Below are 25,588 nucleotides of genomic sequence, written 5' to 3'. Positions count from 1 at the left end.
GTGCATGGCGACGCCCTCCCCGTGAGGTCGTCCAGGTTGAGGCCTGCATGGTTGAAATCGCTAACACCCCGGAGCTGTCATTTTTTAGCGCATGATCAATCGTTTACTGAGATCGCCGAGCAATTTCCCCGGACAGTACTGCTCCGGCTAAGTGGGCTGGCGCGAGGATGGCGCACCGCCCCCGATCGCCGATCCCGCATGCCGCAGTACCTGCCCGTCTCCGCCTGCAATGCCCTGATCCGGCGCAGCATCGACCTGCGCCAGCTGTATCGGCATGCCGCGACGGCGTGCGAGCCGGGCTTGCGCATGGTGCTGAACGACAACGTGCACACGCTGGACCTGCTGATCGCCGACCTGCAGGCGCAGTTACGCGACCGCGGCGGCAGGCCGTGTCGGCGCGGCAGCTGGCGCGGAACCGTGCGCCGCCATCTTGCCGGCTGGCTGGTGCGTACTGCCGCACGCCGCGACAGTGCCTGGATCCACGTGCTGGCGCACGACGAGAGCGGGCTGCTGAACCGCTTCGAGCAAGCCATTGCCGCGGCCCCCGCCGAGGCGGTGCTGGTCCTGCGCCGGCAATTGCCGCGCTTGCGCGGCATCCATCTGGACATGCACAGTCTGGGCGGTACAGCACGCTATTGAACGGGGGGGCCGATGCGCGCGACTGCACAGGATGTCCTCGACTTCTGGTTCGCCGGGGCGAGCGCCGCACACTGGTTTGCCGCCGACACCGGGTTCGATGCGCAGATCCGCGAGCGTTTCGGCGAAGCCGCGAGGGCTGCCGCCGGCGGTCGGCTGGACGACTGGGCGGCGACCCCGCCGGGCTGGCTGGCGTTGCTGATCCTGCTCGACCAGTTTCCGCGCAATCTGTATCGCGACGATCCGCGCGCCTGGGCGGCGGACGCCAGCGCACAGCGTGTGGCCTTGTCGGGCCTTGCCCGCAGTGATGACCGGCAACTGCCCGCCGTGCAGCGCGTGTTTGCCTACCTGCCGCTGGAACATGCCGAGAACATCGCGCTGCAGCAGCGTTCGGTGGCGTTGTTCGAGGCTTTGCTGGCGGATGCTGCACCGGAACAGCACCGGCAGTTCGAAAATTATCTGGACTATGCTCGGCGCCACCGTGAGGTGATCGCGCGCTTCGGCCGCTTCCCTCACCGCAACGCTGCACTCGGACGTTCCAGCACGCCGGAGGAAGTACTCTACCTGGCGCAGCCCGGTGCCGGTTTCTGAGGCGACTCGCCGCAAGGGAGCATGTCATGCGTCATCCATGGTTGATTTCGTTGCTGGCGTTCAGCCTGACCGCCCAGGCCGGGCAGACCCTGCGCATCGGCCAGCAGGTGCTGACGGTAGGCGATACCGCGGCGCATGCGGTCGCCCTGCTGGGCGTGCCGGCCCTCAAGGAGCCGGTGGAAAACACGTTCGGCGCGTATCTCGGCGAACGCTGGCAATACACCCGCGAGAATGGCCATGTCGTCGTCGTGACGATCATTGGCGGCAAGGTCGCCGACATCGACGACCGCCAGCGTTGAGGCGGCTTCCGCCGCGAAGCAGCCAGAGATTCCGGAATTCCAACCCGGCCAGGGAGCAGGTCATGCGCATTCGTCTCGTCGTTGCATTGTTCGCGTTCAGTGCCGCCGTGCAGGCGTCCAGCACCTTGCGCGTGGGCAGCCAGGTGCTCACCGCCGGCGACAGCCGCGAGCGGGTAGTCGAGCTGCTGGGCAAACCCACTTCGAAATCGCACACACGCAAGCCGCACAGTCACGGCAGTCGTCGCGGCGGCGTCCGTGCGGTGGACAAGGATCAGGGTGGCGAACAGTGGCGCTACCGCCGCGGCGATCACGTCACCGTGGTGACGATCGTCGACGGCCGGGTCAGCGAGATCGAGGACCGCCGGCTCTAGCCGTTCGCGATGGCGCCCGCGTCGCCGGCGGCGCGGTTGCCGCGACTCTCCTGCTAGGCTTGCCTGCGGTTTTTCGCGGAAGGCAGGCCATGTTCGATGTCTCGGTTGTGCCGGCGGCAGCCCGCGCGGTGTCCACTTACTCCGACCAGGCGGTGCAGCTCGGTTTGCGCCTGCTTGGCGCGCTGCTGGTGCTGCTGCTCGGCATGTGGGTGGCGCGCCGGCTGGCCGGTTTCGCCCAGGCGGCGCTGGGCCGGGCCAATCTGGATTCCACGCTCAGCGGCTTCCTGCGCAACCTGATCTACGGCGTGCTGGTGGTCCTGCTGGTGGTGACCGCACTGGGCGTGCTGGGGGTGCCGTCGGCGCCGCTGGTGGCCGCGCTCGGCACCGCCGGGCTGGCGATCGGGCTGGCCCTGCAGGGCTCGCTCAGCAACCTGGCGTGGGGCGTGCTGCTGGTACTGTTCCGGCCGTTCCGGGTCGGCGACTACGTCAGTGCCGGCGGTACCGAGGGCACCGTGCAGAGCATCAACCTGATGCATACCCAGCTGATCCTGCCGGACAACCGCGAGGCGATCCTGCCGAACGCGAAGATCGGCGGCGACGCCATCGTCAATTTCAATCGCCGTGGCACGCGGCGCTTTGAGCTGAAGCTCGGCATCGCCTACCGTGATGACGCCGAGCGGGTGATGGCCACCATCATGCAGCTGATGGCGGCGGATCCACGCATCCTGAAGGACCCGGCGCCCGGCGTGTGGATCGAGGGCCTGAGCGTACAGACGGTGAACCTGGTGCTGCGCGGCTGGACCCTCGTCAGCGACGGTTGGGACGCGCAGACCGATCTGCTGCACGCGATCAAGCGGCGGATCGACGCGCAGCAGATCAGCGTTCCGGCAGGGCCGCAGCAGGTCACCCTGGTGCGCGGCACCCCCGGGCCCGACGGAGTCTAAGGCAGCGTGACCGCGCGGCGATTGTCGCTGGAGACCTTGTCGATCAGCTCGTTGTAGGGATCGATGCCGGCCACGGCGGGCCTGCCATCGACGGTGACGGTGAGTGTGCTGTCGCCGTCGGGCAGCAGACGCTTTTCCAGGTAGAGCGGCTTGCCGTCCATGCCGTCGCCCTTTGATGCGGCAAACACGCCCACCTCGATCGGGATGTCCGGCTTCGCCGCGGTTTCCTTGCCGGTGCCGTCGACGTGGACCTTGCCGGCGTGCACCTGCAGGGTCACTTCGTACTTGCCGTTCGGCAGCTTCTTCGCGGTGGCGTCGGTGAGGCGGTTGTCGAACAGGGTGATCTTCCAGAAGAAATCGTCCAGCAGCGGCTGCCACTTCGGGTCGAGCGCCTTGCCCAGCGCGTCCATGAATTCCTGCGAGGTGGTGTACGGCGGCTGCTGGAAACCCTTGTCGAGCAGGAACTGCTTCAGCACCGCGTTCAGCGTGCCCTCGCCGACGTAGTCCTGCAATGCGTAGAACACCAGCGAGCCTTTCTTGTAGTGGATGTATTGCTGGTTCTCCACCTTCGCCAGCGGTTCCTCGGCCAGCTTCTCGGTGGCACGCCCCGCCAGATAGCCGTCCAGTTCGTACTTCAGGAACTTGTGCATCTGGTCGGCGCCGTACTTCTGCTTCATCACCATCAGCGCGGAGTACTGCGCCAGCGATTCGCTGAGCATGGTCGAGCCCTGCATGTTCGCGCCGATCACCCGGTGCGCCCACCACTGGTGCGCCACTTCGTGCGCGGTGACGTAGTAGACGTAGTCGATCTTTGTCTTGTCGCGCAGGTCGGCGATGAAACCGATCGACTCGGAGTACGGGATGGTGTTGGCGAACGACTGCGCGAAGCTGGCGTAGTTCGGGAATTCCAGGATGCGCAGCTGCTTGAACTGGTAGGGCGTGAAGTTCGCGTCGTAGTAGTCCAGCGCATCCTTCGCGCCCTGGATCATGCGGTCCACGTTCCACGCATGCACCGGGTTGTAGTACACCGCGATGTCCACGCCCTTCCAGGTCTCGTGCTTCACCGCGTAGCGCGCCGACAGGTACGAGAAGAACGGCAGCATCGGCTGCTCCATCCCGTCCTGCGTCATGGTGTAGTGGAAATAGCGCCTGCCATTGGCGGTCCATTCCTTCTGCAGCGTGCCCGGCGCGATGGCGATCTGGTCGGGCGCGGTGGACACGGTGGTGTCGAAGCTGATCCAGTCCGCGTCGTTGCTGATGTAGGTGTTCGCGCGCGCTTTCTCGTCGCCCAGCTTCGGCATCCGCGGCACCTCGGCGGAAAGCCCGTACTTGCGCCGGTCGTTGCGGTCGGTGAGCTGCGTCTGGGTCTGGTAGCCGAACTGCGGCATCACGCTGTTGTTGAAGAACGTGCCGTTGTGCACGAGGAACTCGCCTTCCGGTCTGTTGGCGAAACCCTTCGGCGCGTATACCAGGTCGAAATCGAATGCCATCGACGCGCCCGGCGCCAGCGGCGTCTTCAGCCGGTAGATGGTGTAGCCGAGCTCCTTGTCTGCGCTGACCGTATCGTGCGGCGCGAAGTCCAGCGACTTCACGGCGAACTTGTCGTCGAAGTTCACGTGCAGCTCGCTGATCGGCGCCGTGTGCTTGTTCACCAGGGTGTAGTGGCCGCGGATCTCCAGCCGGCGCCGGTACGGGAAGATGTCCACGTCAGCCTTCACCGCGGTGATGCGCGGCTGCGGCAGGTTCTTGTACTTCGCGTATTTCTTCTCGTAGTCGGCGCGCTGGATCGTCTTCGTGGTGCTGCTCTGGTAGTGGTTCAGCACGTTGGTGTTGTAGTAGATCCACGCGCCGCTGCCGACGAACGCGAACAGCGCCGCCGCCAACGCGAGCTTCGCCGGCGCGTGCAGCCGCGCGCGCGCCTCGCGCAGGCGCTCGCGCCATGACGGCTCGGTGCCGCGTACCCAGAACAGCGCCGCCAGCACCAGCAGCGCCACCGCGGCGCAGGCCCAGTAGAAGTCGAACCACAGCACGGCTCGGAGGAAATGCCCGAAGCCGTTCATGTCCGAATACGGCAGCTCCGGCGCGTTGCCATAGTTGTACAGGTTCTGTTCCCAGTGCAGCAGGTCGAAGCCGATCGTGCTCAGCACCAGCCACACGATGGTCAGCAGGTAACCGAGGAACTTGTTGTTCGACAGCACCTGCAGGAACAGCGCCAGCACTGCCAGCAGCACGAACGGGAGCGCATTCAATGCCAGCGTGGCTAGGTACAGCCCGGGCTCCAGGTGCGTATAGCCGTGGCCCAGCTGCCAGCCGAGGCCCACGATCGCGCCGATCAGCAGGAAGCTCGCGATCACCGCCAGCAAGGCACCCAGCTTGGCGGTCAGCGGCACCCAGTCCGGTACCGGGAACGCGTCGCTGACTTCGGCCGAGCGCTGGCTGCGTTCGCGCCACACCAGCTCGCCGGCGTAGAACGTGACGATGATGTAGAGCAGCCACTGGAAGCCGCCGCGCACGTTTTCCAGCACCTGGTGCGTCACCGGCCAGGTGGCGGTGCCGTAGATCTGGCTGGACAGAGCGAGCGCGAAGATCAGGTTGAACAGCCCGAGCGCCAGCATGATCAGGAACGGCACGCCGCGCAGCACGCCCAGGGCGTCGAACACGAACTGCGTGCGCAGTTGCAGCAGGTGCGCGCGCAGGTCGTCGGCCAGGCGCACCTTCGGCAGGGCCAGCGTGGCGGCGCCGGCCTGCGGGCGCAGCAGCGGCGGCTCCGCCCGCTTCCTGCGCCGCGGCAGCCGCAGGCCCTCGCGATTCGGGCGGAACAGCGCTACGGCGGCGCCCAGCATGACCGCGCCGACCGCGCTCCACAGCACCCGGTTGAACAGCAGCACGCCCGTCAGCGCGGGCAGCTCGTGGTTGGCCTGGTCCGCCGACCAGTAGCGGGTGACCAGGGCCAGGGTGCGACCGCCGAACGGATCGAGCATGGCGGCGATGAAATGATTGTTGACGTCGCGGGTCAGCAGGCCGACGACGGAGTTCAGCACGAAGTAGACGATCAGGCCGATGTAAGTGGCCAGCAGCGAACGCGTGGTGGTGGCGAGCAGGAACAGCAGCGCGGCGATGAACAGCAGGTCCGGCACCACCATCACGCCGAACGCCCATGCGTAGCCATGCCAGCTGGCCGGGCCCAGCCGCGTCGCATCGATCCACGGCATCAGGCCGCCGACGGCGACGCCCAGCGCGCAGGCCAGCATGACCGCCAGCGCGGCGAGATAGCCGGCGGCGAAGCGGCCGCCGAGATAGGCGCCGCGGCTCAGCGGCGTGGTGAAGAACAGCTCCGCGGTGCGATTGTCGAAATCACGCAGCGCCGCGCCGGCCACGAACACCGTCACCAGGAAGATGCTGAGCACGGTGAGCACGCCGAGCAGCCGCGCGATCACCAGCGGCGCGTTGCGCAACACGTTGCCGCTGGCGCCGCCGACGATCACCGCGTCGGTGCTGGCCAGCGCGAACGCCAGCGCGCCGAACACCGCCGCGACGATCCAGAACAGCGGCGCCTTCAGTTGCTGGCGCAGTTCGAAGCGAAGTATCTCGAAGAACATCGGTATTCCCGTCCGTGTTTCGGCAGCTGGTGTCAGGCGGCGCGGGCGGTGGCCTGCGCGCGCAGGCGGCCGAAGTAGACGTCTTCCAGGTCGGGCGCGACGGGTTCGAAGCCGTCTTCCGGCAGCGCATCGGCCAGCACGTGCAGCAGGGTGCGGCCGCCGGCGAGGCGGGTGGACAGGATGTTCATGCGGGCGCGGTAGCCGTCCAGTGCGGCCTTGTCGATCGTGCGCCGCCACACGCGGCCTTCCAGCGAGCGGATCGCCTCGGCCGGCTCGCCGCTGAGCAGCACCTGGCCCTGGCCGATGATCGCCATGTGCGAGCACAGGTCGGTGACGTCCGCCACGATGTGGGTGGACAGGATCACCACCACGCGTTCGCCGATTTCGGCCAGCAGGTTGAGGAAGCGGTTGCGCTCTTCCGGGTCGAGCCCGGCGGTGGGCTCGTCCACGATCACCAGCCGCGGGTCGCCGATCAGCGCCTGCGCGATGCCGAAGCGCTGGCGCATGCCGCCGGAGTAGGTGCCGAGCTTGCGCTTGCGCACGTCCCACAGGTTCACCTGGCGCAGCAGCGATTCCACCAGCTCGCGCCGCTCGGCCTTGACGGTGACGCCCTTGAGCACGGCGAAGTGCTCAAGCATCGCCTCGGCCGACACCTTCGGGTACACGCCGAACTCCTGCGGCAGGTAGCCGAGCAGGCGGCGGGTGGCCTGCTTGTCGGCGAGCAGATCCATCCCGTCCAGCCGGATCGCGCCTTCGTCCGGGTCCTGCAGCGTGGCGATCGTGCGCATCAGCGACGACTTGCCGGCGCCGTTCGGGCCGAGCAGGCCGAACATGCCGTTGGGGATGTCCAGCGACACGCTGCGCAGCGCCTTGACGCCGTTGGCATAGGTTTTCGACAGGTCGCGTATCGTCAGCATGGGTGTCTTCCGGCGCCGCGCGCGCGGCATGGTCATGCGGCTCAGACTACGGTAAGGGCCGGGGGCGCGCGTGCGCTCAAGGTCATGCATACGCTTGCGCATGGTGGCCGGAAAATCGGCGGAATCGCTTGATCCGGGCATACGGAATGGGCGTGCCTTCGTTATGATTGAGGTCTTGTATGCGACCGCCATCCCCGAGCGGCACGCCATCGCCAGCAGGAGTCACCATGGCCGACCTCAAAGAAGCCCGCGTTCCCGATATCGGCCACGCGGACGTTCCCGTCATCGAAGTGCTGGTCAAGGCCGGCGACCGGGTGGAGAAGGAGCAGAGCCTGATCACGCTGGAGTCGGACAAGGCGACCATGGAAGTACCCGTGCCGTTCGCCGGCACGGTGAAGGAAGTGAGGCTGAAGGTGGGTGACGAGGTTTCCGAGGGCGCGGTGATCGCCATCATCGAAACCGACGGCGCCGCCGCCGAGCCGGCCGCGGCCAAGCCCGCGGCGGCGCCGGCGCCGGCAGCTCCCGCCCCGGCGCCTGTACCCGCGCCTCCCGCAACGGCGCCCGCGTCGGCCGAGCCGAAGCCCGCGCCGATCGCCGGCCAGGGCGTGCACAACGCACCCGAGGGCGACGTGCCGCCGCAGGCGCGCCCGCCGTTCGACGCCAACATCGTGATGCCCGGCGACGCGCCGTACGCGAGTCCGGCGGTGCGCGCCTTCGCGCGCGAGCTGGGCGTAGACATCCAGCAGGTGAAGGGCAGCGGCCGCGGCGGTCGCATCCAGCGCGAGGACGTCAGTGCCTACGTCAAGCACGCGCTCGCTTCCGGCGCGCGCCCGGTGGTCGGCGCCGCCGCCTCGGTGGGCGGCCTGAACCTGCTGCCGTGGCCGAAGGTCGACTTCGCCAAGTTCGGCGAGATCGAGGAGAGGCCGCTGTCGCGCATCCAGAAGATCTCCGGCGCGAACCTGGCGCGCAACTGGGCGATGATCCCGCACGTCACCCAGCACGAGGACGCCGACATCACCGAGATGGAGGCGTTCCGCAAGCAGCTCGGCGCCGAGCAAAAGTCCGATAAGGGCGGGGACCTGAAGATCAGCCCGCTGGTGTTCCAGATCAAGGCGGTGGTGGCCGCGCTGAAGCAGTTCCCGCAATTCAATGCCTCGCTCGACGAGTCGGGCGAGAAGCTGATCCTGAAGAAGTACTTCCACATCGGCATCGCGGTGGACACGCCCGATGGCCTGGTGGTGCCGGTGATCCGCGACTGCGACAAGAAAGGCCTGCTCGACCTGGCGCGCGACCTGGCCGAGATCTCGAAGAAGGCGCGCGACAAGAAGCTCGGCCCGGCCGAGATGTCCGGCGGCTGCTTCTCGATCAGCTCGCTCGGCGGCATCGGCGGCACCTACTTCACGCCGATCGTCAACGCGCCGGAAGTCGCCATCCTCGGCGTCTCCAAGTCGGTGATGAAGCCCGTGTGGAACGGCAAGGAATTCGCGCCGCGGCTGCTGCTTCCCCTGTCGCTCAGCTATGACCATCGGGTGATCGACGGCGCGCTCGCCGCGCGCTTCGCCAGCTTCCTCGCCAACCAGCTCGGCGACATCCGCCGGCTGCTGCTCTGACGGAGGCGATGACCATGGCGAACACGATCGAGATCAAGGTTCCCGACATCGGCGGCCACGACAACGTGCCGGTGATCGAAGTGCTGGTGAAAGCCGGCGACACGGTGGCGAAGGAACAAAGCCTGATCACGCTGGAGTCGGACAAGGCGACCATGGAGATTCCCTCCAGCGCCGCCGGCGTGATCAGGGAGCTGAAGCTCAAGGTGGGCGATGAAGTGTCCGAAGGCGCGGTGATCGCCGTATTGGAAACCGTCGGCACAGCCGACTCATCGTCCCCCTCTCCCCTTCCGGGAGAGGGCAGGGGTGAGGGTGCGGGGTCACCGGGCAGCTCCAACGAAGAAGCGACCAAGAGCAACCAGCCCCCCGCAAGCCCCGTCCCCTCACCTCAATCCTCTCCCCGGGGGGGAGAGGAGGCGAAGGTGCCGCAAGCGGCAGCTTCATCTGGGAAGAAGCCCGACATCGAATGCCAGCTGGTGGTGCTCGGCTCCGGCCCCGGCGGTTACTCGGCCGCGTTCCGCGCCGCCGACCTCGGCGTCGACACCGTGCTGGTGGAGCGCTACGGCACGCTCGGCGGCGTCTGCCTCAACGTGGGCTGCATCCCGTCCAAGGCGCTGCTGCATGCTGCTGCGGTGATTGACGAAGCCGCAGCGATGGCCGCGCACGGTGTCGCATTCGGCGCACCGAAAATCGACCTCGACAAGCTGCGCAGCTTCAAGAGCAAGGTGGTCGGCCAGCTCACCGGCGGCCTCGCCACGATGGCGAAGCAGCGCAAGGTGCGCACGCTGATGGGCAACGGCATGTTCGTGTCGCCGCATGAGATGGAAGTCCAGACGGCCGATGGCGTGAAGCTGCTGCGCTTCGAGCACGCGATCATTGCTGCCGGTTCGCAGTCGGTGAAGCTGCCGGCGTTCCCCTGGGACGACGAGCGCGTGATGGATTCCACCGGCGCGCTGGAACTGAAGGACGTGCCGAAGAACCTGCTGGTCGTCGGTGGCGGCATCATCGGCCTGGAAATGGCCACGGTGTACTCGGCGCTGGGCAGTGCGGTGACCGTGGTCGAGTTCATGGACCAGCTGATCCCCGGCGCCGACACCGACCTGATCAGGCCACTGGCCAAGCGTCTGGGCAACAAGCTCAAGGGCGTGCACCTGAAGACCAAGGTGGTCAGCGCCAAGGCCACCAAGAAGGGCATCGAGGTCGGCTACGAAGGCGACAGCATCCCCGAGACCACGCTGTTCGACCGCGTGCTGGTCGCGGTGGGCCGCTCGCCGAACGGCAACAAGATCGGCGCGGACAAGGCCGGCGTGGCGGTGACCGAGCGCGGCTTCATCAACGTCGACACGCAGATGCGCACCAACGTGCCGCACATCTTCGCCATCGGCGACCTGGTCGGCCAGCCGATGCTGGCGCACAAGGCCACCCACGAGGCGCACGTCGCGGCGCAGGCTGTGGCCGGGCAGAAGAGCCATTTCGACGCGCGGGTGATCCCGTCGGTCGCCTACACCGATCCGGAAATCGCCTGGGTCGGCGTGACCGAACGCGAGGCGAAGGAGAAGGGCCTGAAGGTCGGCGTGGGCAAGTTCCCGTGGGCGGCCTCGGGCCGCGCCATCGGCATCGACCGCACCGAGGGTTTCACCAAGCTGATCTTCGACGAAGAAACCCACCGCATCGTCGGCGCCGGCATCGTCGGCGTGCATGCCGGCGACCTGATTTCCGAACTGGCGCTGGCGATCGAGATGGGCAGCGAGGCGGCCGACATCGCGCTGACCATCCACCCGCACCCGACCCTGGGCGAGTCGGTCGGCATGGCCGCGGAAGTCTACGAAGGCACCATCACCGATCTGTATCTGCCGAAGAAGAAGTGAGCGTCGCGCCGCGCTTCGGCGCGGCGTGCGCCTGACCCGCGAGGTGCCCATGTCGCTGAGGATATGTCTCGCCGGCGCCACCGGCTGGGCCGGTTCGGAGCTGGCGCGCGGCATTGCCGCCGCCGATGACCTTGTACTGGTCAGTGCCGTGGCGCGCCGGCATGCCGGGCAGAAACTCGGCGACGTGCTGAGCGAAGACGGGCTCGATGCAACGATCTTCGGCAGTGCCGCCGAGGCGCTGACGCAAGCCTGCGACGTGTTCGTCGAGTACACCCATCCGGACAGCGCCAAGGCGAACATCCTCGCCGCGCTGGAACACGGCGCGCACGTGGTGGTCGGCACCTCGGGCCTCACCGACGCGGACTACGCGCAGATCGACGCACTGGCGCGCGAGCGGCGGCGTGGCGTGCTGGCCTGCGGCAACTTCGCGCTCACCGCGGTGCTGCTGATCAAGTTCGCCGAGATGGCGGCCAAGCTGATCCCGCAGTGGGAGCTCGTCGACTATGCCAGTGCGGGCAAGCCGGATGCGCCCAGCGGCACCGTGCGCGAACTGGCCACGCGCATGGGCAAGGTGCGCCAGCCGCAACTGGAGGTGCCGCTGGAGCAGACGGTCGGCCTGCGCGAGACGCGCGGCGGCACGCTGGCCGGCAGCCAGGTGCATGCGCTGCGCCTGCCCGGTTTCGTGATCGGTGCCGAGGCGATCTTCGGCATGCCGGACCAGACCCTGACGATTCGCCACAACGCCGGCAGCAGCGCCAAGCCCTACGTGGACGGTGCGTTGCTGGCGATCCGCAAGGTGTCCACGCTGATCGGCCTGCACCGCGGTCTGGATGCGGTGCTGGAGCTGTAACGGGGGTTTCCCGGCTCAGGGGTGGCTCGCCGCACTGCCGCCAGTCTGTCCGGGCAGCGCGTCCCGCAAGTGCTGCTGCAGCGTCTGCAGATTCTGCCGGGCCTGATCCAGCATCGTCGCCATCTGGCTGATCACGTGCAGGAACTCGCGTGGCTGCACGTTGCCGGCTTCGAGATCGGTCATCGCGTCGATCATCTGGGGGCCGTCCATCACCAGCGCGAGGTTCGCGCCCAGGCCGGCACCGACGTCGCGCTGGCTGGCATAGGCGGCGGAGTAGCGTTGCATGCGCTGCTTGTCGATCCAACTGGCGGACTGGTCAGCCACGGCCACGTCCCAGGCCTCGTGGCGCAGGGTCGGCCAGTTCAGGTTGAGGTTGAAGTGCCTGGCCGCCGCCAGCGTCTGGATGTGCTGCGCGATCGCCGCTTCCGGCACGTGCGTCTTGAAGTCCTGCAGCAGGTTGTCGCGGATGGCGGCAAGCCGCTTCGCCTGCCGTTCGTCCTGCGCCAGCGAGGAATCGACGGCATCCAGGTTGGAGCGGATCTCCGCGTCGATCCGCACGCCGGCCGCTTCGGCCGCGTGGGCGTGGTGCGTGTACTCGATCCATGCCTCCAATCCGAGCGCGGTGAGAATGCTGAGCACGATCATCAGGTAGTGCTTGGCGAAGTCCTTGAAGGACTCCAGCCGAACCTTCGGCAGTTCGAGGTGCATGCTGTCTCCGGGGATGGCAGGCGAGGTGCGAAGGGTAGCGGATTGGCCGGCTCCGGCTTGGGCCGGGTGTCTGGCCGGTTCGGGAATTCAGGCGGTCGGGCCGTGAATATGCCGCTGCCACCGTCCCAGCAGCCACGACGCGCCGAGACAACCGGCAAGCATCAGCAACCAGTGGGTGGCCGGTGCGTGCGGGGTCGGCAGCAGTGCGGCGAACGACGGCAACCACGTGCTGCCGTAGATCGCCACCACGACGCCCGTGGCCACCACCAGCACGGCCGCCAGCGCCAGCATCAACAGGAATTCGAAACGCGTACCGGATGCCGCCCGGGCCGGACTGGCAGCAACCCGTGCGGCCAGCTGCCGTGCGAAATCTGCCGGCAACGCTTCCGGTGACGGCTCACGCAAGGCCCGTGCGATCAGGCGGTAGCGCCGGCCGCGCGCGTCGTCGCCGGCGGGGTCGAGCTGCAGGCGTTCGCGCTGCATGGCGCGTTCCTGCGCCAGCCATTCGCGCTCGTGCGCTGGGTCGTCGAAAGGAGGAATGGGGTCGTCGGTGTGCTGGGTCATGCTGCAACTCCGGTCCGCGTTTCGAGCGCGCCGCGCAGGCGCAGGCGTGAGCGGAACAAGTGGCTCTTGATGGTGCCGCTGGCCAGGCCGGTGATCCGGGCGATCTCCGGGATGGTCGTTTCTTCGAGGTAATACAGCGTCAGCAGCGTGCGCTGCAACGGCGGCAACGCTTCGATCGCCTCATGCAGGTGCCGCGCGGTTTCCTCGTCCGCGCAGGCCGCCTCCAGGTCGAAGCCGTCGCCGAGATTCTCCACCAGTGCGTAGCCGTCGTCGGCGCCATGATCGACCAGCGCAATGCGCTTGTGCTGCAGGTGGCGCAGCGCGATGGTGTACGCCACGCGGCCGATCCAGGATTTCAGCGCGCTCTCGCCGCGGTACTGGTGCAGGCACTGGTGCACGCGCAGGAAGGTGTCCTGGCACAGCTCGCGCGCGTCCTCCGGGTTGCGCACCATGCGCTGGACGATGTGCCAGCACAGCCCCTGGTACTCGTGCACGAGCCGTTCGAACGCGCCCGGCCGCTTGGCCAGCACGGCGTCGACCAGGTCGCGGTCGGGGCTGCTGCGGATGTCATCCATGGCGCCAAGGGATACGCGCAGGCGACCGGCGGTTGCAAGTGCGCGGCTGCAACCACCCCGGGGGCGGCTGTATCTATCTTCCCGACAGCCACCACACTCCCAAGGAGAGCACCATGAGCTTCGGCGAACTCATCCCGATCAGCCTGTTTGTCTGCATCGCCTATTCGATCAAGGTCTGCGTCGACGCCATGGTGCGCCGGCACATGGTCAATGCCGGCGGTTCGGAGCAGCTGGTCAATTCGATCCTGCGCGAGGAGGACCAGCGCCGCCGCCATTCCTCGCTGCGCTGGGGCGTCGTGCTGGTGGCGCTGGCGATCGGCTTCGGCCTGATCCAGTGGTTCGACTGGCACGAGATCACCCCCGGCCTGATCGCGGTGCTGGCCGGCACGACCGGGCTGGGCAACCTGGCGTTCTTCGCGATCTCGCGGCGGATCGGCTAGATTCGGCGGCGGAACCGCCGCCCTGTCGGCGCGCCATGAAGGAAGCGAGTCGGCGGCATGAACGAGCAACTGCTGTTCAACCTGGTGGATCTGGCCGGTACGTTCGCGTTCGCGATCAGCGGCGCGACCGCGGCCCGCCGCTGCAACCTCGACCTGTTCGGCATCCTGGCGATCGCCTTCATCACCGCCTGCGGCGGCGGCATCGTGCGCGACCTGTGCATCGGCGCGGTCCCGCCGGCGGGCTTGTCCGACTGGCGCTACCTGCTCACCGCGGTGGTCGCCGCGCTGCTTACCGTGGTGGCCTATCGCTGGGTGGAGCGGCTGACCTATCCGGTGCGCCTGTTCGACGCGATGGGGCTGGGCCTGTTCGCGGTGTACGGCGCGCACAAGGCGCTGCTGTTCGGCCACAACGCGGAGGTGGCGATCCTGCTCGGCATGGTCACCGCGATCGGCGGCGGCATGGCGCGCGACGTGCTGCTGGCGCGCGTGTCGATCGTGTTGCAGCAGGAGATTTACGCGCTGGCCGCGCTCGCCGGCGCCGCGCTGGCGGTGCTCGGCGAATACTTGCACTGGCCCGCGGTGTGGGCGACCTGGCTGCCGATCCTGTTCTGTTTCGGGCTGCGCTTCGCGTCGCTGCGCTACCACTGGAACCTGCCGCGCTTCGGCCGCGAACGCCAGGCGTGATGCGCTACGCGCTTCTTCCGGGCGAACCCGCGGCGGCCGATGCATGACGGACAAGACAGAGGGGCCGGATCCTGCAATCCGGCCCCTCGCCGCGCATGGGTGTGCGGAATGCTCAGTGCTGCTGGTGGGTCTTGGAATGCCCCTTGGCCTTATGCTCGCCCTTGTTCTTGCTGTTGGCGACCGGGCTGACGGTCTTGCCGACATTGGCGTCGTCGGCCTTTGCCGTGTGCACGGCGTCGGATACGGCGTCGCCATGCGCGTCCTGGTTCGTGTGCATGGACGGAGCGCTGGGGGGAGTGTGGCCACCCGCACCGTGTTGCGGAGCGGCGATGGCGAACGAAATCGGCAGGGCAAACGCGGCGGCAATCAGGACGGCGTTGATGGTCTTGGTCATGACGTACGTAACCTCGGTTGGGATGGGCCATGCGGCGCATGGCGTGGTTACGATAGGGCCGTGCCCGAGCGGCAGGATGAATGGCGGATATTCGCAAGAAATTGCGTGTGGATCGCGTCACGGGGCTGCCCGTTCGTGCATCGACTCAGGCATCGAACAGATCCGCCTGCGCCTGGTAGCTGTCGCGGTCGACGAAGCCGGCCAGGCCGACGCCGACCAGGCGGTAGCGGCTGTCGGCGGGGCGCTGGACACGCTCGCGCAACGCGCAGGCGATGTCGGCCAGCTCGGCGGCTGACATCGGCCGCGTTGGCGGGGTGAGGCTGCGGGTCAGCGTGTGGAAGTCGGCGGTCTTCAGCTTCAGCACCACGGTGCGCGCCACCCGGCCGTGCTCGCGCTGGTGGCCGGCCCAGGCCTTTTCGGCGAGCTGGCGGATGTGCGGTTCCAGTTCGTCGAGCCGCAGGTCGTGTTCGAACGTATCCTCGGCCGAAACCTGCAAGGTGGGGCGCTGCGGCTGTACCGGATGCTCGTCGATGCCCTGCGCCAGCTCGTGCAGGCGCCGACCCCAGCGGCCGAAGCGTTGCTCCAGCTCGGCCTGCGCGAACGCGCGCAACTCGCCCACGGTGGCGATGCCGAGCGCGGCCAGCTTCGCCTCCATCACCTTGCCCACGCCGGGCAGGCGGCCCACCGGCAGGGGAGTGAGGAACGCCTCGACCTGCTGCGGGCGGATCACGAACAGGCCGTCGGGCTTGCGGAAATCCGAGGCGATCTTGGCCAGGAACTTGTTCGGCGCGACGCCGGCCGACGCGGTCAGCCGGGTTTCCTTGCGGATCGCCTCGCGGATCGCCTCGGCGGTGGCGGTGGCCGAACCCAGGCCGCTTTTCGTCGTGGTGACGTCGAGGTAGGCCTCGTCCAGCGACAACGGTTCGATCAGCTCGGTATGCCGCGCGAAGATTTCGCGCACCTGCCGCGACACCGCCTTGTAGCGCACGAAATCCGGCGGCACGAAGATCAGCTGCGGGCACAGCCGCTCGGCGCGGATCGCCGGCATCGCCGAGCGCACGCCGAACACGCGCGCCTCGTAGCTGGCCGCGCACACCACCGAGCGCGCGCCGCGCCAGGCCACCGCCACCGGCTTACCGCGCAGCGAAGGGTCGTCGCGCTGCTCCACCGACGCGTAGAACGCGTCCATGTCGACGTGGAGGATCTTGCGCGACGGAGCGGGCACGCGGACGACCGTGGTGGGATGCATGGATTCTAGAACCCGCGGCCGCCGGAAAGTGTCAGCAGCGATGCCGCGCCGAGCGCCGCAGGCGCCACTCGAACACCGCCAGCGCGACGCTGCCCAGCACGAACGGCAGCGCGGTGTAGGTAAGCCGATAGCACAGGATCGCGGCGAGCAGGTCGGCGCGCGCCGCGGGCGGAAACGAGGCCAGCATGATCGTCTCGAACACGCCCAGCCCACCCGGTGCATGGCTGGCGATGCCGGCCAGCACGGCGGCCACGTAGATCGGCAGGAAGTCCACCAGCGGCGGCGCGCTCGCCGCCGGCAGCAGCACGTACAGCGCGCCGAGCGCGGCCAGCATCTCCACGCCGCCGACCAACATCTGCGCGGCGGCGATGCGCGCGTTCGGCAAGGCCAGCGTCAGTCGCCCCAGCGCGAGCGTGCGCGGGCGGGCCAGCCAGGCGAGCAGTGCGAGCAGCGCCAGCAGCAGCGCCGCGCCCGGCCAGCGGCCCCAGCCGCGGGTGATCTCCGGCTGCCAGCACAGCGCGCCGGTGGTCACCACGGTGAAGCCCAGCCCCACGCCGAACCCGGCCAGCGCCACGATGCGCGCGATGTCGCCGGCGCCGAGTCCGGCCGTGGCGTAGATGCGGTAGCGCAGCGCGGCGCCGGTGATCGCATGGAAGCCCAGCGTGTTCGAGATGCCCTGGGTGACCGCGCCGGCGAACGCGGCCAGCGGCGCCGGGATGCGCTCGCGCACCACGGTGCGCGCAGCAAGCACGTCGAACATCGCCAGCATCGCCAAACTGAGCAGCGCCGCCCCGGCGGAACACGCGATGCGCCAACCCGGCAACTGCGACCAGGCCGCTGCCACGTCGTGCCAGCTGAGGTGGGTGACGTAGCGATGCAGCAGCCACAGCGCCAGGGCGAACGCCGCCAGCGAGCCCGACCACGACAGCAGGCGCAGCCAGCGCGCGGACGACCCGGCGGGAGCGTGCGGGTCAGCCATGCTCAGCGGGCGTCCGCCAGCGCGGCCGGCGACAGCCGGGCGGCCACGTCCCGGGCCAGCCGCTCGGCGGCGGCCGGGTGTGCGGCCAGGTGCAGGAACGGCTCGATCAACTCCAGCTCCATCACCAGGAAACGCCCGCCGCTGACTACGCCGTCGACGCGCACGTAGGCATGGTCGCCATGGCCGATCGCGGCCACTGCCGCCAGTGCGCGGTCGGCCGCGGCCAGGATCGCGGCATCGGGCTGCGCCGGCTCGGCGCTGCCGCCGTACTCGCCCTGCACGCGGTAGTCGCCGGCGGCCGGGCGCTTGATCACCGCGTGGCTGAATGCGCCGGCGAAATACAGCAGCGACCATTCGCCGTCGCTGACCACTTCCGGCACGAACGGCTGCACCAGGTAGTCGTGGCCGCGCGGCAGTTGCGCCACCGCGGCGGCGAACGCCGCGTCGCCGGCGGTGCCGTGCAGCGTGCGCCAGGCGCTGCCGCTGATACTGGGCTTGACCACCACCGACTGCCCGCTCATTGCCGCCAGCGCCCCGGGCAGCGCACTGGCCGTTGCGAGTCGCGTGGGAATGATCGCCACGCCGTGCCGCGCCAGTTCGAGCAGGTAGCGCTTGTCACTGTTCCAGCGCAGCAGCGCGCTGTCGTTGATGGTGGGAATGCCGAGGCGGTCGAGCCGATCCAGCCAGTCGAGGAACGCCGCGTGGTGCTTGAAGTAATCCCAGATGGTGCGGATCAGCACCGCGTCGAACGCCGACCAGTCCAGCGTCGGGTCGTTCCACACGCAGACCACCGGCCGGACGCCGAGCTGCTCCAGCGACGCCGCCAGATGGGCATCGTCGGGCTGGATGGCTGGATGGTCGGCGGACGTGGCGACGGCGAGCCGGCGCGTGACAGCGTGAGTGGACATGGCGACACCTCCAATAGCGGAAAGGGCGCCCTTGCCATGGAGTCGCCGGCCGAGCGTGGCGGGCATGGCCCGCTGCAGCACCCCTCGGCGGCGACGGCGCGGCTGAAATCGCCGCACCACGAACCGGCACAGTCTTCCGGCGCGGCGGCGACTTGTCAATTTGCCGCATGGCATGTCGCCAGGCCCGAGGGCATGCCGCGCGGGACTGGTGGAAACGGCATCGACAATGGCAAGGTAGCCGGATGCTGACCGAACCTGCCAATGCCTATGCCCGTCGCCTGAACACCTGGGACGCCGCGATGATCGTCATCGGCGGCGTGATCGGGGCAGGCATCTTCCTCACTCCGGCCACGGTGGCGCGCCACACGTCGTCCGGCGCGGAGGTGCTGCTGCTGTGGGCGATCGGCGGCCTGCTGACCCTGGCCGGCGTGCTGTGCTACGCCGAACTGGGCGCGCGGCGGCCGCAGGCCGGCGGCATCTACGTCTACCTGCGCGAGGCGTTCGGCCTGCTGCCGGCGTTCCTGTTCGGCTGGACCATGGCGCTGATCAACTACCCCGGCAGCGTGGCCGCGGTGGCCACCATGTTCGCCGACTACTTCTGCACCGCGATCGGGCTGCCGCCGCTGCTTTACGTCAAGCCGGTGGCGGTCGGCGCGATCGTGTTCATCGTCGGCATCAACCTGTTCGGCATCCGCGCCGGCGCGTGGATGCAGAACATCTTCACCGTGCTGAAGCTGACTGCGGTCGCGCTGCTGGTGGTCAGCGGGCTGGTGCTGGCGCAGGGCCACCTGGGCCTGGCGCTGGCGCGCGACACCACCTACCCGGTGTCGTCGTGGGCATTTGCCGGCGCGCTGCTGCCGGTGCTGTTCACCTATGGCGGCTTCCACTACCTCAACGACCTCGCCGGCGAAGTGCGCAACCCGCAGCGCACGTTGCCGCGCGCGCTGGGCATGGGCATGGCCGGCGTGGTGATCTGCTACGTGCTGGCCAACTACGCCTACCTGGCGGGCCTGGGCCACGCCGGCGTGGCCGCCAGCGAGGCACCGGCGGCGGACCTGATGAGGCGGATGTTCGGCGAGTCCGGCGCCACCGTGATCGCGGTCGGCATCGCCTGCTCCACCTTCGGCTACTGCGCCATCGCCATCGCCGGCGGCGCGCGCGTGCTGCAGACGATGGGCGCGGACGGGGTGTTCTTCCGGGCCGCCGGCCGCGTCGACCTGCGCACGCGCGCGCCGCAGATCGCGCTGGCCCTGCTCGGCGCCTGGGCGGTGGTGCTGACCCTGTCCGGCAGCTTCAACCAGCTGCTCAACTACACCACCGTGGGCGAGTGGCTGGGCCACGTGTTCGGCATCGGCACGCTGTTCTGGTACCGCAAGCATTTCATCGACGACCCGGCGCCGTACCGGGTGCCGTTCTACCCGCTGCTGCCGCTGATCTTCGTGATCACCGTGTTCGGCGTGATCGTGACCAGCGCGATCCACGCGCCGGGCGACGCCGGCATGAGCCTGGCGATCATCGCGCTGGGCGTGCCGGTGTACTACGGTTGGCAGCGCTGGATGCACCGCCAGTCGGCGTGAAGCCCCCGCCTTGCAGGGCGGGCGGCGCCTGCCCTGCAAGACCGGTTCGCAAGAGGATGCCTTTGATGAAACGCCATGCGTGGATCTGGCTGTGCCTGGGCGGCCTCGGCACCTGCCACGCCTCGGCCATGCCGGGCGTGGCCGACCTGGCGGCACCTGATGCCGGAGCCCGCATCAGCCTCGACCACGTGCAACGTGCCGGCGGCACCGAACACGCCGGCGACGGCGTGGCGCAGCAGCGCTACGTGTTCCAGCCGGCGCCACGCCCGCAGATCGCGATCGCGCCGGCAGGCGGTGCATGGGACTGGTCGGGGCAGGGCGAGCTGCGCCTGCGCGTGCAGAACGCGATGCCGTGGGCGGTGACGCTCGAGGTGGCGGTCGACGGCGCGGCGAACCAGCGCCTGCAGGCGACCGTCGGCGTGCCGGCCGGGCCGGCGCAGACGCTGGTGGTGCCGCTGCCGGCGACCTCGCCGCGCGGCGAAGGCATGCAGGCAGGGCCGCCGATGCCGTTCGACGACCACGGCCGGCCGACCCTGCTGGCGACCACGGTGCAGGGTGCGCTGGATCTGCGCGATGTCCGCGCGATCCGGCTCGGCGTGCCCACGCCGCAGACCGCGCAGACCCTGCTGTTCGGTCGCCTCGACGTGGCGCCGGGTTCGGCCAGCGGGCACGAAGCCTACGCTGGCATCGTCGACCGCTACGGCCAGTTCACTCGCGCCGACTGGCCGGAGAAGATCGATACCGACGCCGCGCTGCGTGCGGCGGTGCAGGCGCGGCCGGCTACGGTGCGGAGCGCGGAACGGGACGCCTACGGCGGACGTCTGGACGTCCATGGCTGCGATCGCACCGGCTGGTTCCGCACGCAGAAGCGCAATGGCCGCTGGCAGCTGGTGACGCCCGACGGCCATGCGTTCTTCTCGCTCGGCGTCAACGCAGTGATCACCGACGGCGGGCGCAGCTACGTCGAGGGCCGCGAGTTCATGTTCCGCGATCTGCCGCCGAGCCGCGGCGAATGGGCGGCGTTCTACGGTCATGACGACAGCCGCAGCAGTGAGCAGGGCGCCAGCCGCGGCATCGACTACAACCACGGCCGCTGGTTCGACTTCTACGCGGCGAACCTGTATCGCGTCGACGGCCGCGACTGGCTGGCCGCATGGCGCCGTCGCGCGCTGGATCGGCTGCAGGCGTGGGGCTTCAACACCCTCGGCAACTGGAGCGACGACGCGCTGGGCCAGGCGCATCGGCTGCCATACACGCGCTCGATCGAGATCGCCGGCGACTACGCCAACGTTTCGAGCGGATACGACTACTGGGGCCGCATGCCCGACCCGTTCGACCCGCGCTTCGCGCAGGCCGCGGAGCGGGCGGCGGCGACAGCGAGCGCCGGCGTGCGCGACGATCCGTGGCTGCTCGGCTACTTCGCCGACAACGAACTGGCCTGGGCCGGCAGCGGTCCGCAAGGCCGTTGGGGCCTGGCGCTGGGCACGCTGGCTGGCACGGTGAGCAGCCCCGCCAAGCGGGTCTTCATCGCCGACCTCAAGGCGAAGTACCGCACGCCGGCGCAACTGGCCGCGGCGTGGGGCATCGCGCTCGCCTCCTGGGACACGCTCGACGCCACCGGCTTCGCCGCGCCCGCGCCGGATGAAGCGCATCCGGCGATCGCGCGCGACTACAGCGCGTGGCTACGCCGCTACGCCGACGCCTATTTCCGCACGGTAGCCGAAGCGATCCGCCACCACGACCCACACCACCTGTTCCTCGGCGGCCGCTTCGCGGTGCGCACGCCCGAGGCTGTCGCCGCCTGCGCGCAGTACTGCGACGTGGTCAGCTTCAACGTCTACGCCGACCTGCCGCAGCACGGCCTCGACCTCGCCGTGCTCCGCGCGCTGGACAAGCCGGTGCTGATCGGCGAATTCGCCTTCGGTTCCACCGACCGCGGCCCGTTCGGCGCCGGGCCGGTGGCGGTGTGGAACGAGCAGCAGCGCGGCGAGGCCTACGCGAAGTTCGTCGCCGCCGCCGCGAGTGATCCGAACATCGTCGGCGCGCACTGGTTCGACTACGCCGACCAACCGGTCACCGGCCGCCTGCTCGACGGCGAGAACAGTCACTTCGGGCTGGTAGGGATCACCGATATTCCGTTCGGCGGGTTCGTGCAGGCGGTGCGTGCGGCAAACGAGCAGGTGCGGGATCGGCGCTGAACGCAGGCACCGCGGCAGACGCCGGCGCGGCTATCGGTTAGGCTGGCGCCACCGCCGGGGAGAGCGGACGGCACGGGGGTGCCGCCGGGCGGTTTTCCTTCCACTGACTAGGGGGTTGTATGGGTACTTCGACGTTGGCCGCGCTGGCCGGCATGGGCTTGTTCGCGATCGTGGTGATGGCCGTCGTGGGTATCCTGCTGGCGGCGCTGGTGCTGAGCGTGGCGTTCCGGCTGGTGGTCGGCTACATGCCGTCCTACCTGCGCGCGCTGGGCGCGGTGGTGCTGACCTGGATCGCGGCGGCCGTGGCGATGGTGCTCGTGGGCATGGTCACGCACGGCAGCGCGGGCGGGCTGCTGTCGCTGCTGGTGCAGTTCCTGGTCGGCGCCGCGGTGGTGAACTACCTGCTGCTGGCGCAGAACGGCAGCCAGATCGGCTACGGCAAGGCCTGCGTGGTGCAGCTGATCTACCTGGTGATCTTCATCGTGCTGGCGGTGATCCTTGCTGCGCTGGCGGCGGTGTTCTTCGGCGGCATGCTGGCCCACGCGTGAGCTTGCGCGGGGGCGGAGCGATCCGCCCCCCGCGCCTCGAGCCGGCGCTCAGGCCAGGCTGGTGGCCACGCCAAAGCCGAGCGCCATGATCACCGCGGCCGCCATGCAGGCGCTGCCGGGACGGATGCGACGGGCGTCGACGCGCGGCACCAGCCGCCACAGCAAAATGGCGCCGAGCAGCATGTCCAGCACCAGCGCGACGCGCAGCAAGCCAGAGCTCAGCAACGCAGGGTAGGGCGGATGCAGGCGGCCTTCGTACGCGGCCACGCCGACCACCAGCAGCAGACTGGCCATGGCCCACAGCAGGCAGGCCAGGTAGATGCGGTTGAACACCACCGCGCAGCGTTCGGTCCAGCGCAGGACGGACCAGCCGAGCAGGGCGAACACCAGCGCAGCCATGCTGCTGTACAGCACCCACCACAGCAGGGTGCTGATCACGGTAAGCACGGTGGTCATGTGACTTGCTTGAACCCCAGTTTGCGCAGCAGCTTGGCCATCAGCCAGGCCGGGCCGATCAGCAGGTAGGAAAGATCGGTGAGGAAGCTCGGCTTGCGGCCCTCGAACTGGTGCCCGATGAACTGGCCGATCCAGGCCACCACGAACACGCCGAGCGCGAGCCAGCACAATGGCGCGGCGCCGAGCCGCCAGTACAGATAATTGGTGAACAGGCCGAGCAAGGCGAACAGGAGCAGCAGGCCGAGCGCCAGCCGGTGCGAGCGCCGCCAGTACCAGTAGAACGCCAGCACCATCACCAGCACGGCCCAGGAACCGGGGCGCAGCCGGCTGAGCGGCACCGGCACGGCCCACAGCAGCGCGATCACCGACCACACGATCGGCGGCACGCAGCACCAGTGGAACACCTGGTTGGTCGGATTCTGGTGGTCGCCGCTGTAGCTGTCGAGCCAGTCCTGCATGCTGCGCATGGCGTTCCCCCGGTGGAAGCTTCAGTCGAGCCGGATGCCGGCGAGCCGCTGCAGCGCCTCGGCGTACTTGGCGGCGGTGCGCGCGATCACCTCGTCCGGAATCACCGGGCCGGGCGCGGTCTTGTTCCAGCCCTGCGCCTCCAGCCAGTCGCGCACGAACTGCTTGTCGTAGCTGGGCGGGCTGATGCCCACCTGGTATTGATCGGCCGGCCAGTAGCGGGTGGAGTCGGGCGTCAGCATTTCATCCATCACATACAGCTTGCCGTTCGCATCAGTGCCGAACTCGAACTTGGTGTCGGCGAGGATGATGCCGCGCTCGGCGGCATAGGCGGCGGCCCAGCGGTAGATCGCCAGGGTGGCGTCGCGGACCTGGTGGGCCAGATCGGCGCCGACGGCATCCACCACCGCGTCGAAGCTGACGTTCTCGTCGTGGTCGCCGACCGCGGCCTTGGTCGACGGCGTGAAGATCGGCTCGGGCAGCTGCTGCGCCTGCTTCAGGCCGGCCGGCAGCGCGATGCCGCATACCGCGCCGGTCTTCTGATAGTCCTTCCAGCCCGAGCCGATCAGGTAGCCGCGGGCGATGCATTCCACCGGCACCGGCTTCAGCCGCCGCGTCACCACCGTGCGCTTCTCGTACAGCTTGAGGTCGGTGCCGGGCGGCAGCACCTCGGCCAGTGGCACGTCGAGCAGGTGGTTCGGTACCAGGTGCGCGGTCTTGCCGAACCAGAAGTTGGAGATCTGGGTGAGCATCTCGCCCTTGCCCGGGATCGGGTTGGGCATCACCACGTCGAACGCCGACAACCGGTCGGTGGCGACCATCAGCAGCCGCTCGCCGGACAACGCGTACACGTCGCGCACCTTGCCGCGGTGGATCAGCTCGAGGCCGGGCAGGTTCGATTTCGGCAGGGTGGTGGGCACGGCGGCGGGTTCCACGTGGTGGCGAAGTGCCCATTCTAGCCGCTGCGGCCGTGGCGCCGGAAACGCCGTCTCGGGAAATCCGGGCGCGCTGCTAGAATTGGCGATCCCTGGCCCCATCTGTTGCCGATGCGCATTCCATTGACCGCGGCGCTGTGCCTGCTCGCCGCCCTCCCGCTCCGCGCCCAAGCACCGGCCCGGCCCGCCCGCCTGGGCCTGTGCGCGGCCTGTCACGGTGCCAACGGCCACGCCGGCATGCCGGGCGTGCCGCACCTGGCCGGGCAGCGGCTGGACTATCTGCGCGACGCGCTGAAGCAGTACCGCGACGGCCGCCGCAACGTTCCGGTGATGCGTGCCGCGATCGGCCCGGTCAGCGATGTCGAACTCGATGCACTGGCGCGCTGGTACAGCGCACAAGCGCCGCAGGGGAACCCATGAGCTACACCTACACGCTGTGGTTCGCCTTCTTCGGCTTGCTGGTCGGCCACTTGCCCGGCGCGATCACCGGCGCGGTGATCGGCTTCATCTTCGACAACATGCGCTACAGCCAGCGCAAGCACGCCACGCCGGAAGCCGGCGGCTTCGTCGGCCCGCTGTTCACCCTGCTCGGCGCGGTGGCGAAGTCCGATGGCCGTGTGTCGGAGCAGGAGATTGCGATCGCCGAGCGGCTGATGACGCGGATGGGCCTGGACGCCGAGCAGCGTCGGCAGGCGGTGGCCAGCTTCAACGCCGGCAAGCAGCCGGAGTTCGACGTCACCCAGACCATCGCCGCGCTGCGCAACTGGGTCGGCCTGCGCCGCGACCACGCCTTCCCGGTGCTCGACGTGGTGATCGAGACGGTGCTGGCCGAAGGCAACCCGCCGCCGGAGAAGATGTCGATCCTGCGCCAGCTGGCGTTCGCGCTGCGCATCAGCGACATGGAGCTGATGGCGCTGATGGCGATGAAGGGCTACGCCTGGAACGCCGGCCCCGGCGGGTCGCGCGGCCACGCCTACGGCACCGGCGGCGGCTACGTGCCGCCGCAGCGCGCGCCGCAGGGGCCGGACCCGTACGCGGTGCTCGGCATCGACCGCAACGCCGACGAGCGCGCGATCAAGCGCGCCTACCGCAAGCTGATCTCCGAACACCACCCCGATCGCCTCGGCGACCTGCCCGAAGACATGCGCAAACGCGCCGAGTCGCGCGCCAGCGAGATCAACGCCGCGTACGACCGCATCAAGGAAGCACGCGGCTTCAAGTAGGAG

General features: G+C 68.9%; 27 protein-coding genes and 1 riboswitch. Of the genes, 15 read left to right on the top strand and 12 right to left on the bottom strand.

The annotated features are described in order from the left end of the window. The first annotated feature begins 198 nt into the window (after positions 1-198). The 5 genes from RHOOR87_RS0107150 (at position 199) to RHOOR87_RS0107130 (ending at position 2,841) form a co-directional block, all read left to right on the top strand. Positions 199-639, top strand: a complete 441-nt coding sequence (locus RHOOR87_RS0107150) for a DUF2383 domain-containing protein (protein ID WP_007509731.1) — start codon at positions 199-201, stop codon at positions 637-639. 12 nt (positions 640-651) lie between these two features. Continuing rightward, positions 652-1,227 (top strand): DUF924 family protein, encoded by a 576-nt coding sequence (locus RHOOR87_RS0107145; protein WP_027484629.1) that lies wholly within the window; start codon positions 652-654, stop codon positions 1,225-1,227. Positions 1,228-1,253: 26 nt separating this feature from the next. Next, a complete protein-coding gene (locus tag RHOOR87_RS0107140) occupies positions 1,254-1,526 on the top strand; it encodes a DUF2845 domain-containing protein (protein ID WP_007509726.1) in 273 nt (90 codons plus the stop codon). Between the two features lie 62 nt (positions 1,527-1,588). Then, positions 1,589-1,897 carry a DUF2845 domain-containing protein gene (locus RHOOR87_RS0107135; RefSeq protein ID WP_027484628.1) on the top strand — a complete coding sequence of 103 codons (309 nt, stop codon included), beginning with the start codon at positions 1,589-1,591 and terminating at the stop codon, positions 1,895-1,897. A gap of 89 nt (positions 1,898-1,986) precedes the next feature. After that, positions 1,987-2,841, top strand: coding sequence for a mechanosensitive ion channel domain-containing protein (locus RHOOR87_RS0107130; protein ID WP_027484627.1), 855 nt, complete (start codon positions 1,987-1,989; stop codon positions 2,839-2,841). Here RHOOR87_RS0107130 and RHOOR87_RS0107125 read toward each other — a convergent pair. Both RHOOR87_RS0107125 and RHOOR87_RS0107120 read right to left on the bottom strand, forming a co-directional pair. After that, positions 2,838-6,440, bottom strand: coding sequence for a M1 family aminopeptidase (locus RHOOR87_RS0107125; protein ID WP_027484626.1), 3,603 nt, complete (start codon positions 6,438-6,440; stop codon positions 2,838-2,840). The two genes, RHOOR87_RS0107130 and RHOOR87_RS0107125, sit on opposite strands and share 4 nt — an antisense overlap. A 32-nt stretch (positions 6,441-6,472) precedes the next feature. Then, complete coding sequence (locus tag RHOOR87_RS0107120) at positions 6,473-7,357, bottom strand: ABC transporter ATP-binding protein (protein ID WP_027484625.1); 885 nt, start codon at positions 7,355-7,357, stop codon at positions 6,473-6,475. A 179-nt stretch (positions 7,358-7,536) separates the two neighbouring features. On the opposite strand from RHOOR87_RS0107120, the gene aceF reads away from it, so the two are divergent. Genes aceF through dapB form a run of 3 tightly spaced genes read left to right on the top strand, consistent with a single transcriptional unit; the run spans position 7,537 to position 11,682 of the window. Next, the gene (gene aceF, locus RHOOR87_RS19030; RefSeq protein WP_081491633.1) at positions 7,537-8,967 is read left to right on the top strand and encodes a dihydrolipoyllysine-residue acetyltransferase; all 1,431 of its coding nucleotides are present in this window, start codon (positions 7,537-7,539) and stop codon (positions 8,965-8,967) included. Between the two features lie 14 nt (positions 8,968-8,981). Further along, positions 8,982-10,832: a dihydrolipoyl dehydrogenase gene (lpdA, locus tag RHOOR87_RS0107110; RefSeq protein ID WP_027484624.1), complete on the top strand. Its 1,851-nt coding sequence runs from the start codon at positions 8,982-8,984 to the stop codon at positions 10,830-10,832. A 49-nt stretch (positions 10,833-10,881) separates the two neighbouring features. Next, a complete protein-coding gene (dapB, locus tag RHOOR87_RS0107105; RefSeq protein WP_027484623.1) occupies positions 10,882-11,682 on the top strand; it encodes a 4-hydroxy-tetrahydrodipicolinate reductase in 801 nt (266 codons plus the stop codon). 15 nt (positions 11,683-11,697) lie between these two features. Here dapB and RHOOR87_RS19025 read toward each other — a convergent pair whose 3' ends face one another. The 3 genes from RHOOR87_RS19025 to RHOOR87_RS0107090 form a co-directional block, all read right to left on the bottom strand. Beyond that, positions 11,698-12,390, bottom strand: coding sequence for a hypothetical protein (locus RHOOR87_RS19025; protein WP_051357936.1), 693 nt, complete (start codon positions 12,388-12,390; stop codon positions 11,698-11,700). 87 nt (positions 12,391-12,477) lie between these two features. Next, a complete protein-coding gene (locus RHOOR87_RS0107095) occupies positions 12,478-12,954 on the bottom strand; it encodes a hypothetical protein (protein ID WP_027484622.1) in 477 nt (158 codons plus the stop codon). Then, positions 12,951-13,529 (bottom strand): sigma-70 family RNA polymerase sigma factor, encoded by a 579-nt coding sequence (locus RHOOR87_RS0107090; RefSeq protein WP_015448828.1) that lies wholly within the window; start codon positions 13,527-13,529, stop codon positions 12,951-12,953. Before RHOOR87_RS0107090 ends, RHOOR87_RS0107095 begins: the two co-directional genes overlap by 4 nt. A 113-nt stretch (positions 13,530-13,642) precedes the next feature. On the opposite strand from RHOOR87_RS0107090, the gene RHOOR87_RS0107085 reads away from it, so the two are divergent. Both RHOOR87_RS0107085 and RHOOR87_RS0107080 read left to right on the top strand, forming a co-directional pair. Then, positions 13,643-13,969 (top strand): DUF6249 domain-containing protein, encoded by a 327-nt coding sequence (locus RHOOR87_RS0107085; RefSeq protein ID WP_007509698.1) that lies wholly within the window; start codon positions 13,643-13,645, stop codon positions 13,967-13,969. Positions 13,970-14,026: 57 nt separating this feature from the next. Beyond that, positions 14,027-14,653, top strand: a complete 627-nt coding sequence (locus RHOOR87_RS0107080; RefSeq protein WP_015448826.1) for a trimeric intracellular cation channel family protein — start codon at positions 14,027-14,029, stop codon at positions 14,651-14,653. Between the two features lie 112 nt (positions 14,654-14,765). Here the strand turns inward: RHOOR87_RS0107080 and RHOOR87_RS0107075 are convergent, their stop codons facing one another. The 4 genes from RHOOR87_RS0107075 to RHOOR87_RS0107060 all read right to left on the bottom strand — a co-directional run bounded on the left by RHOOR87_RS0107075 (position 14,766) and on the right by RHOOR87_RS0107060 (position 18,183). Beyond that, complete coding sequence (locus RHOOR87_RS0107075) at positions 14,766-15,047, bottom strand: hypothetical protein (RefSeq protein WP_027484621.1); 282 nt, start codon at positions 15,045-15,047, stop codon at positions 14,766-14,768. A gap of 145 nt (positions 15,048-15,192) precedes the next feature. Further along, on the bottom strand, positions 15,193-16,296 hold the full coding sequence (dinB, locus tag RHOOR87_RS0107070) for a DNA polymerase IV (protein ID WP_015448824.1): 1,104 nt from the start codon (positions 16,294-16,296) through the stop codon (positions 15,193-15,195). Between the two features lie 31 nt (positions 16,297-16,327). After that, positions 16,328-17,275 (bottom strand): UPF0104 family protein, encoded by a 948-nt coding sequence (locus RHOOR87_RS0107065; protein WP_027484620.1) that lies wholly within the window; start codon positions 17,273-17,275, stop codon positions 16,328-16,330. 2 nt (positions 17,276-17,277) lie between these two features. Beyond that, on the bottom strand, positions 17,278-18,183 hold the full coding sequence (locus tag RHOOR87_RS0107060; protein ID WP_027484619.1) for a hypothetical protein: 906 nt from the start codon (positions 18,181-18,183) through the stop codon (positions 17,278-17,280). 16 nt (positions 18,184-18,199) lie between these two features. Beyond that, positions 18,200-18,275: riboswitch (S-adenosyl-L-homocysteine riboswitch) on the bottom strand. A 150-nt stretch (positions 18,276-18,425) separates the two neighbouring features. Between RHOOR87_RS0107060 and RHOOR87_RS0107055 the strand changes: the two genes are divergently transcribed. The 3 genes from RHOOR87_RS0107055 (at position 18,426) to RHOOR87_RS0107045 (ending at position 22,506) form a co-directional block, all read left to right on the top strand. Next, the gene (locus tag RHOOR87_RS0107055) at positions 18,426-19,760 is read left to right on the top strand and encodes an amino acid permease (protein WP_027484618.1); all 1,335 of its coding nucleotides are present in this window, start codon (positions 18,426-18,428) and stop codon (positions 19,758-19,760) included. A gap of 65 nt (positions 19,761-19,825) precedes the next feature. Then, positions 19,826-21,958, top strand: coding sequence for a beta-agarase (locus RHOOR87_RS0107050; protein ID WP_027484617.1), 2,133 nt, complete (start codon positions 19,826-19,828; stop codon positions 21,956-21,958). A gap of 119 nt (positions 21,959-22,077) precedes the next feature. Continuing rightward, positions 22,078-22,506 (top strand): hypothetical protein, encoded by a 429-nt coding sequence (locus tag RHOOR87_RS0107045; RefSeq protein WP_015448821.1) that lies wholly within the window; start codon positions 22,078-22,080, stop codon positions 22,504-22,506. Between the two features lie 48 nt (positions 22,507-22,554). Here RHOOR87_RS0107045 and RHOOR87_RS0107040 read toward each other — a convergent pair whose 3' ends face one another. Genes RHOOR87_RS0107040 through RHOOR87_RS0107030 form a run of 3 tightly spaced genes read right to left on the bottom strand, consistent with a single transcriptional unit; the run spans position 22,555 to position 24,347 of the window. Next, the gene (locus tag RHOOR87_RS0107040) at positions 22,555-22,962 is read right to left on the bottom strand and encodes a hypothetical protein (protein ID WP_007509684.1); all 408 of its coding nucleotides are present in this window, start codon (positions 22,960-22,962) and stop codon (positions 22,555-22,557) included. Then, positions 22,959-23,429 carry an Mpo1-like protein gene (locus tag RHOOR87_RS0107035; protein ID WP_027484616.1) on the bottom strand — a complete coding sequence of 157 codons (471 nt, stop codon included), beginning with the start codon at positions 23,427-23,429 and terminating at the stop codon, positions 22,959-22,961. Before RHOOR87_RS0107035 ends, RHOOR87_RS0107040 begins: the two co-directional genes overlap by 4 nt. Positions 23,430-23,450: 21 nt before the next feature. After that, entirely contained in the window at positions 23,451-24,347 is an 897-nt protein-coding gene (locus RHOOR87_RS0107030) for a phosphoribosylaminoimidazolesuccinocarboxamide synthase (RefSeq protein ID WP_027484615.1), read from the bottom strand. Positions 24,348-24,473: 126 nt separating this feature from the next. Here RHOOR87_RS0107030 and RHOOR87_RS0107025 point away from each other — a divergent pair, with 126 nt between their 5' ends. Together RHOOR87_RS0107025 and djlA are read left to right on the top strand one after the other, a co-directional pair. Then, complete coding sequence (locus RHOOR87_RS0107025; protein WP_015448819.1) at positions 24,474-24,782, top strand: c-type cytochrome; 309 nt, start codon at positions 24,474-24,476, stop codon at positions 24,780-24,782. Beyond that, the gene (gene djlA, locus RHOOR87_RS0107020) at positions 24,779-25,585 is read left to right on the top strand and encodes a co-chaperone DjlA (protein WP_007509680.1); all 807 of its coding nucleotides are present in this window, start codon (positions 24,779-24,781) and stop codon (positions 25,583-25,585) included. The genes RHOOR87_RS0107025 and djlA overlap by 4 nt, the downstream gene beginning before the upstream one ends. The last annotated feature ends 3 nt before the right edge of the window (positions 25,586-25,588 follow it).

Source organism: Rhodanobacter sp. OR87, from assembly GCF_000473345.1.
Classification (GTDB): domain Bacteria; phylum Pseudomonadota; class Gammaproteobacteria; order Xanthomonadales; family Rhodanobacteraceae; genus Rhodanobacter; species Rhodanobacter denitrificans.
Note: the sequence above shows the minus strand (reverse complement) of the source record. Positions and strands in the feature narration are given on the sequence as shown.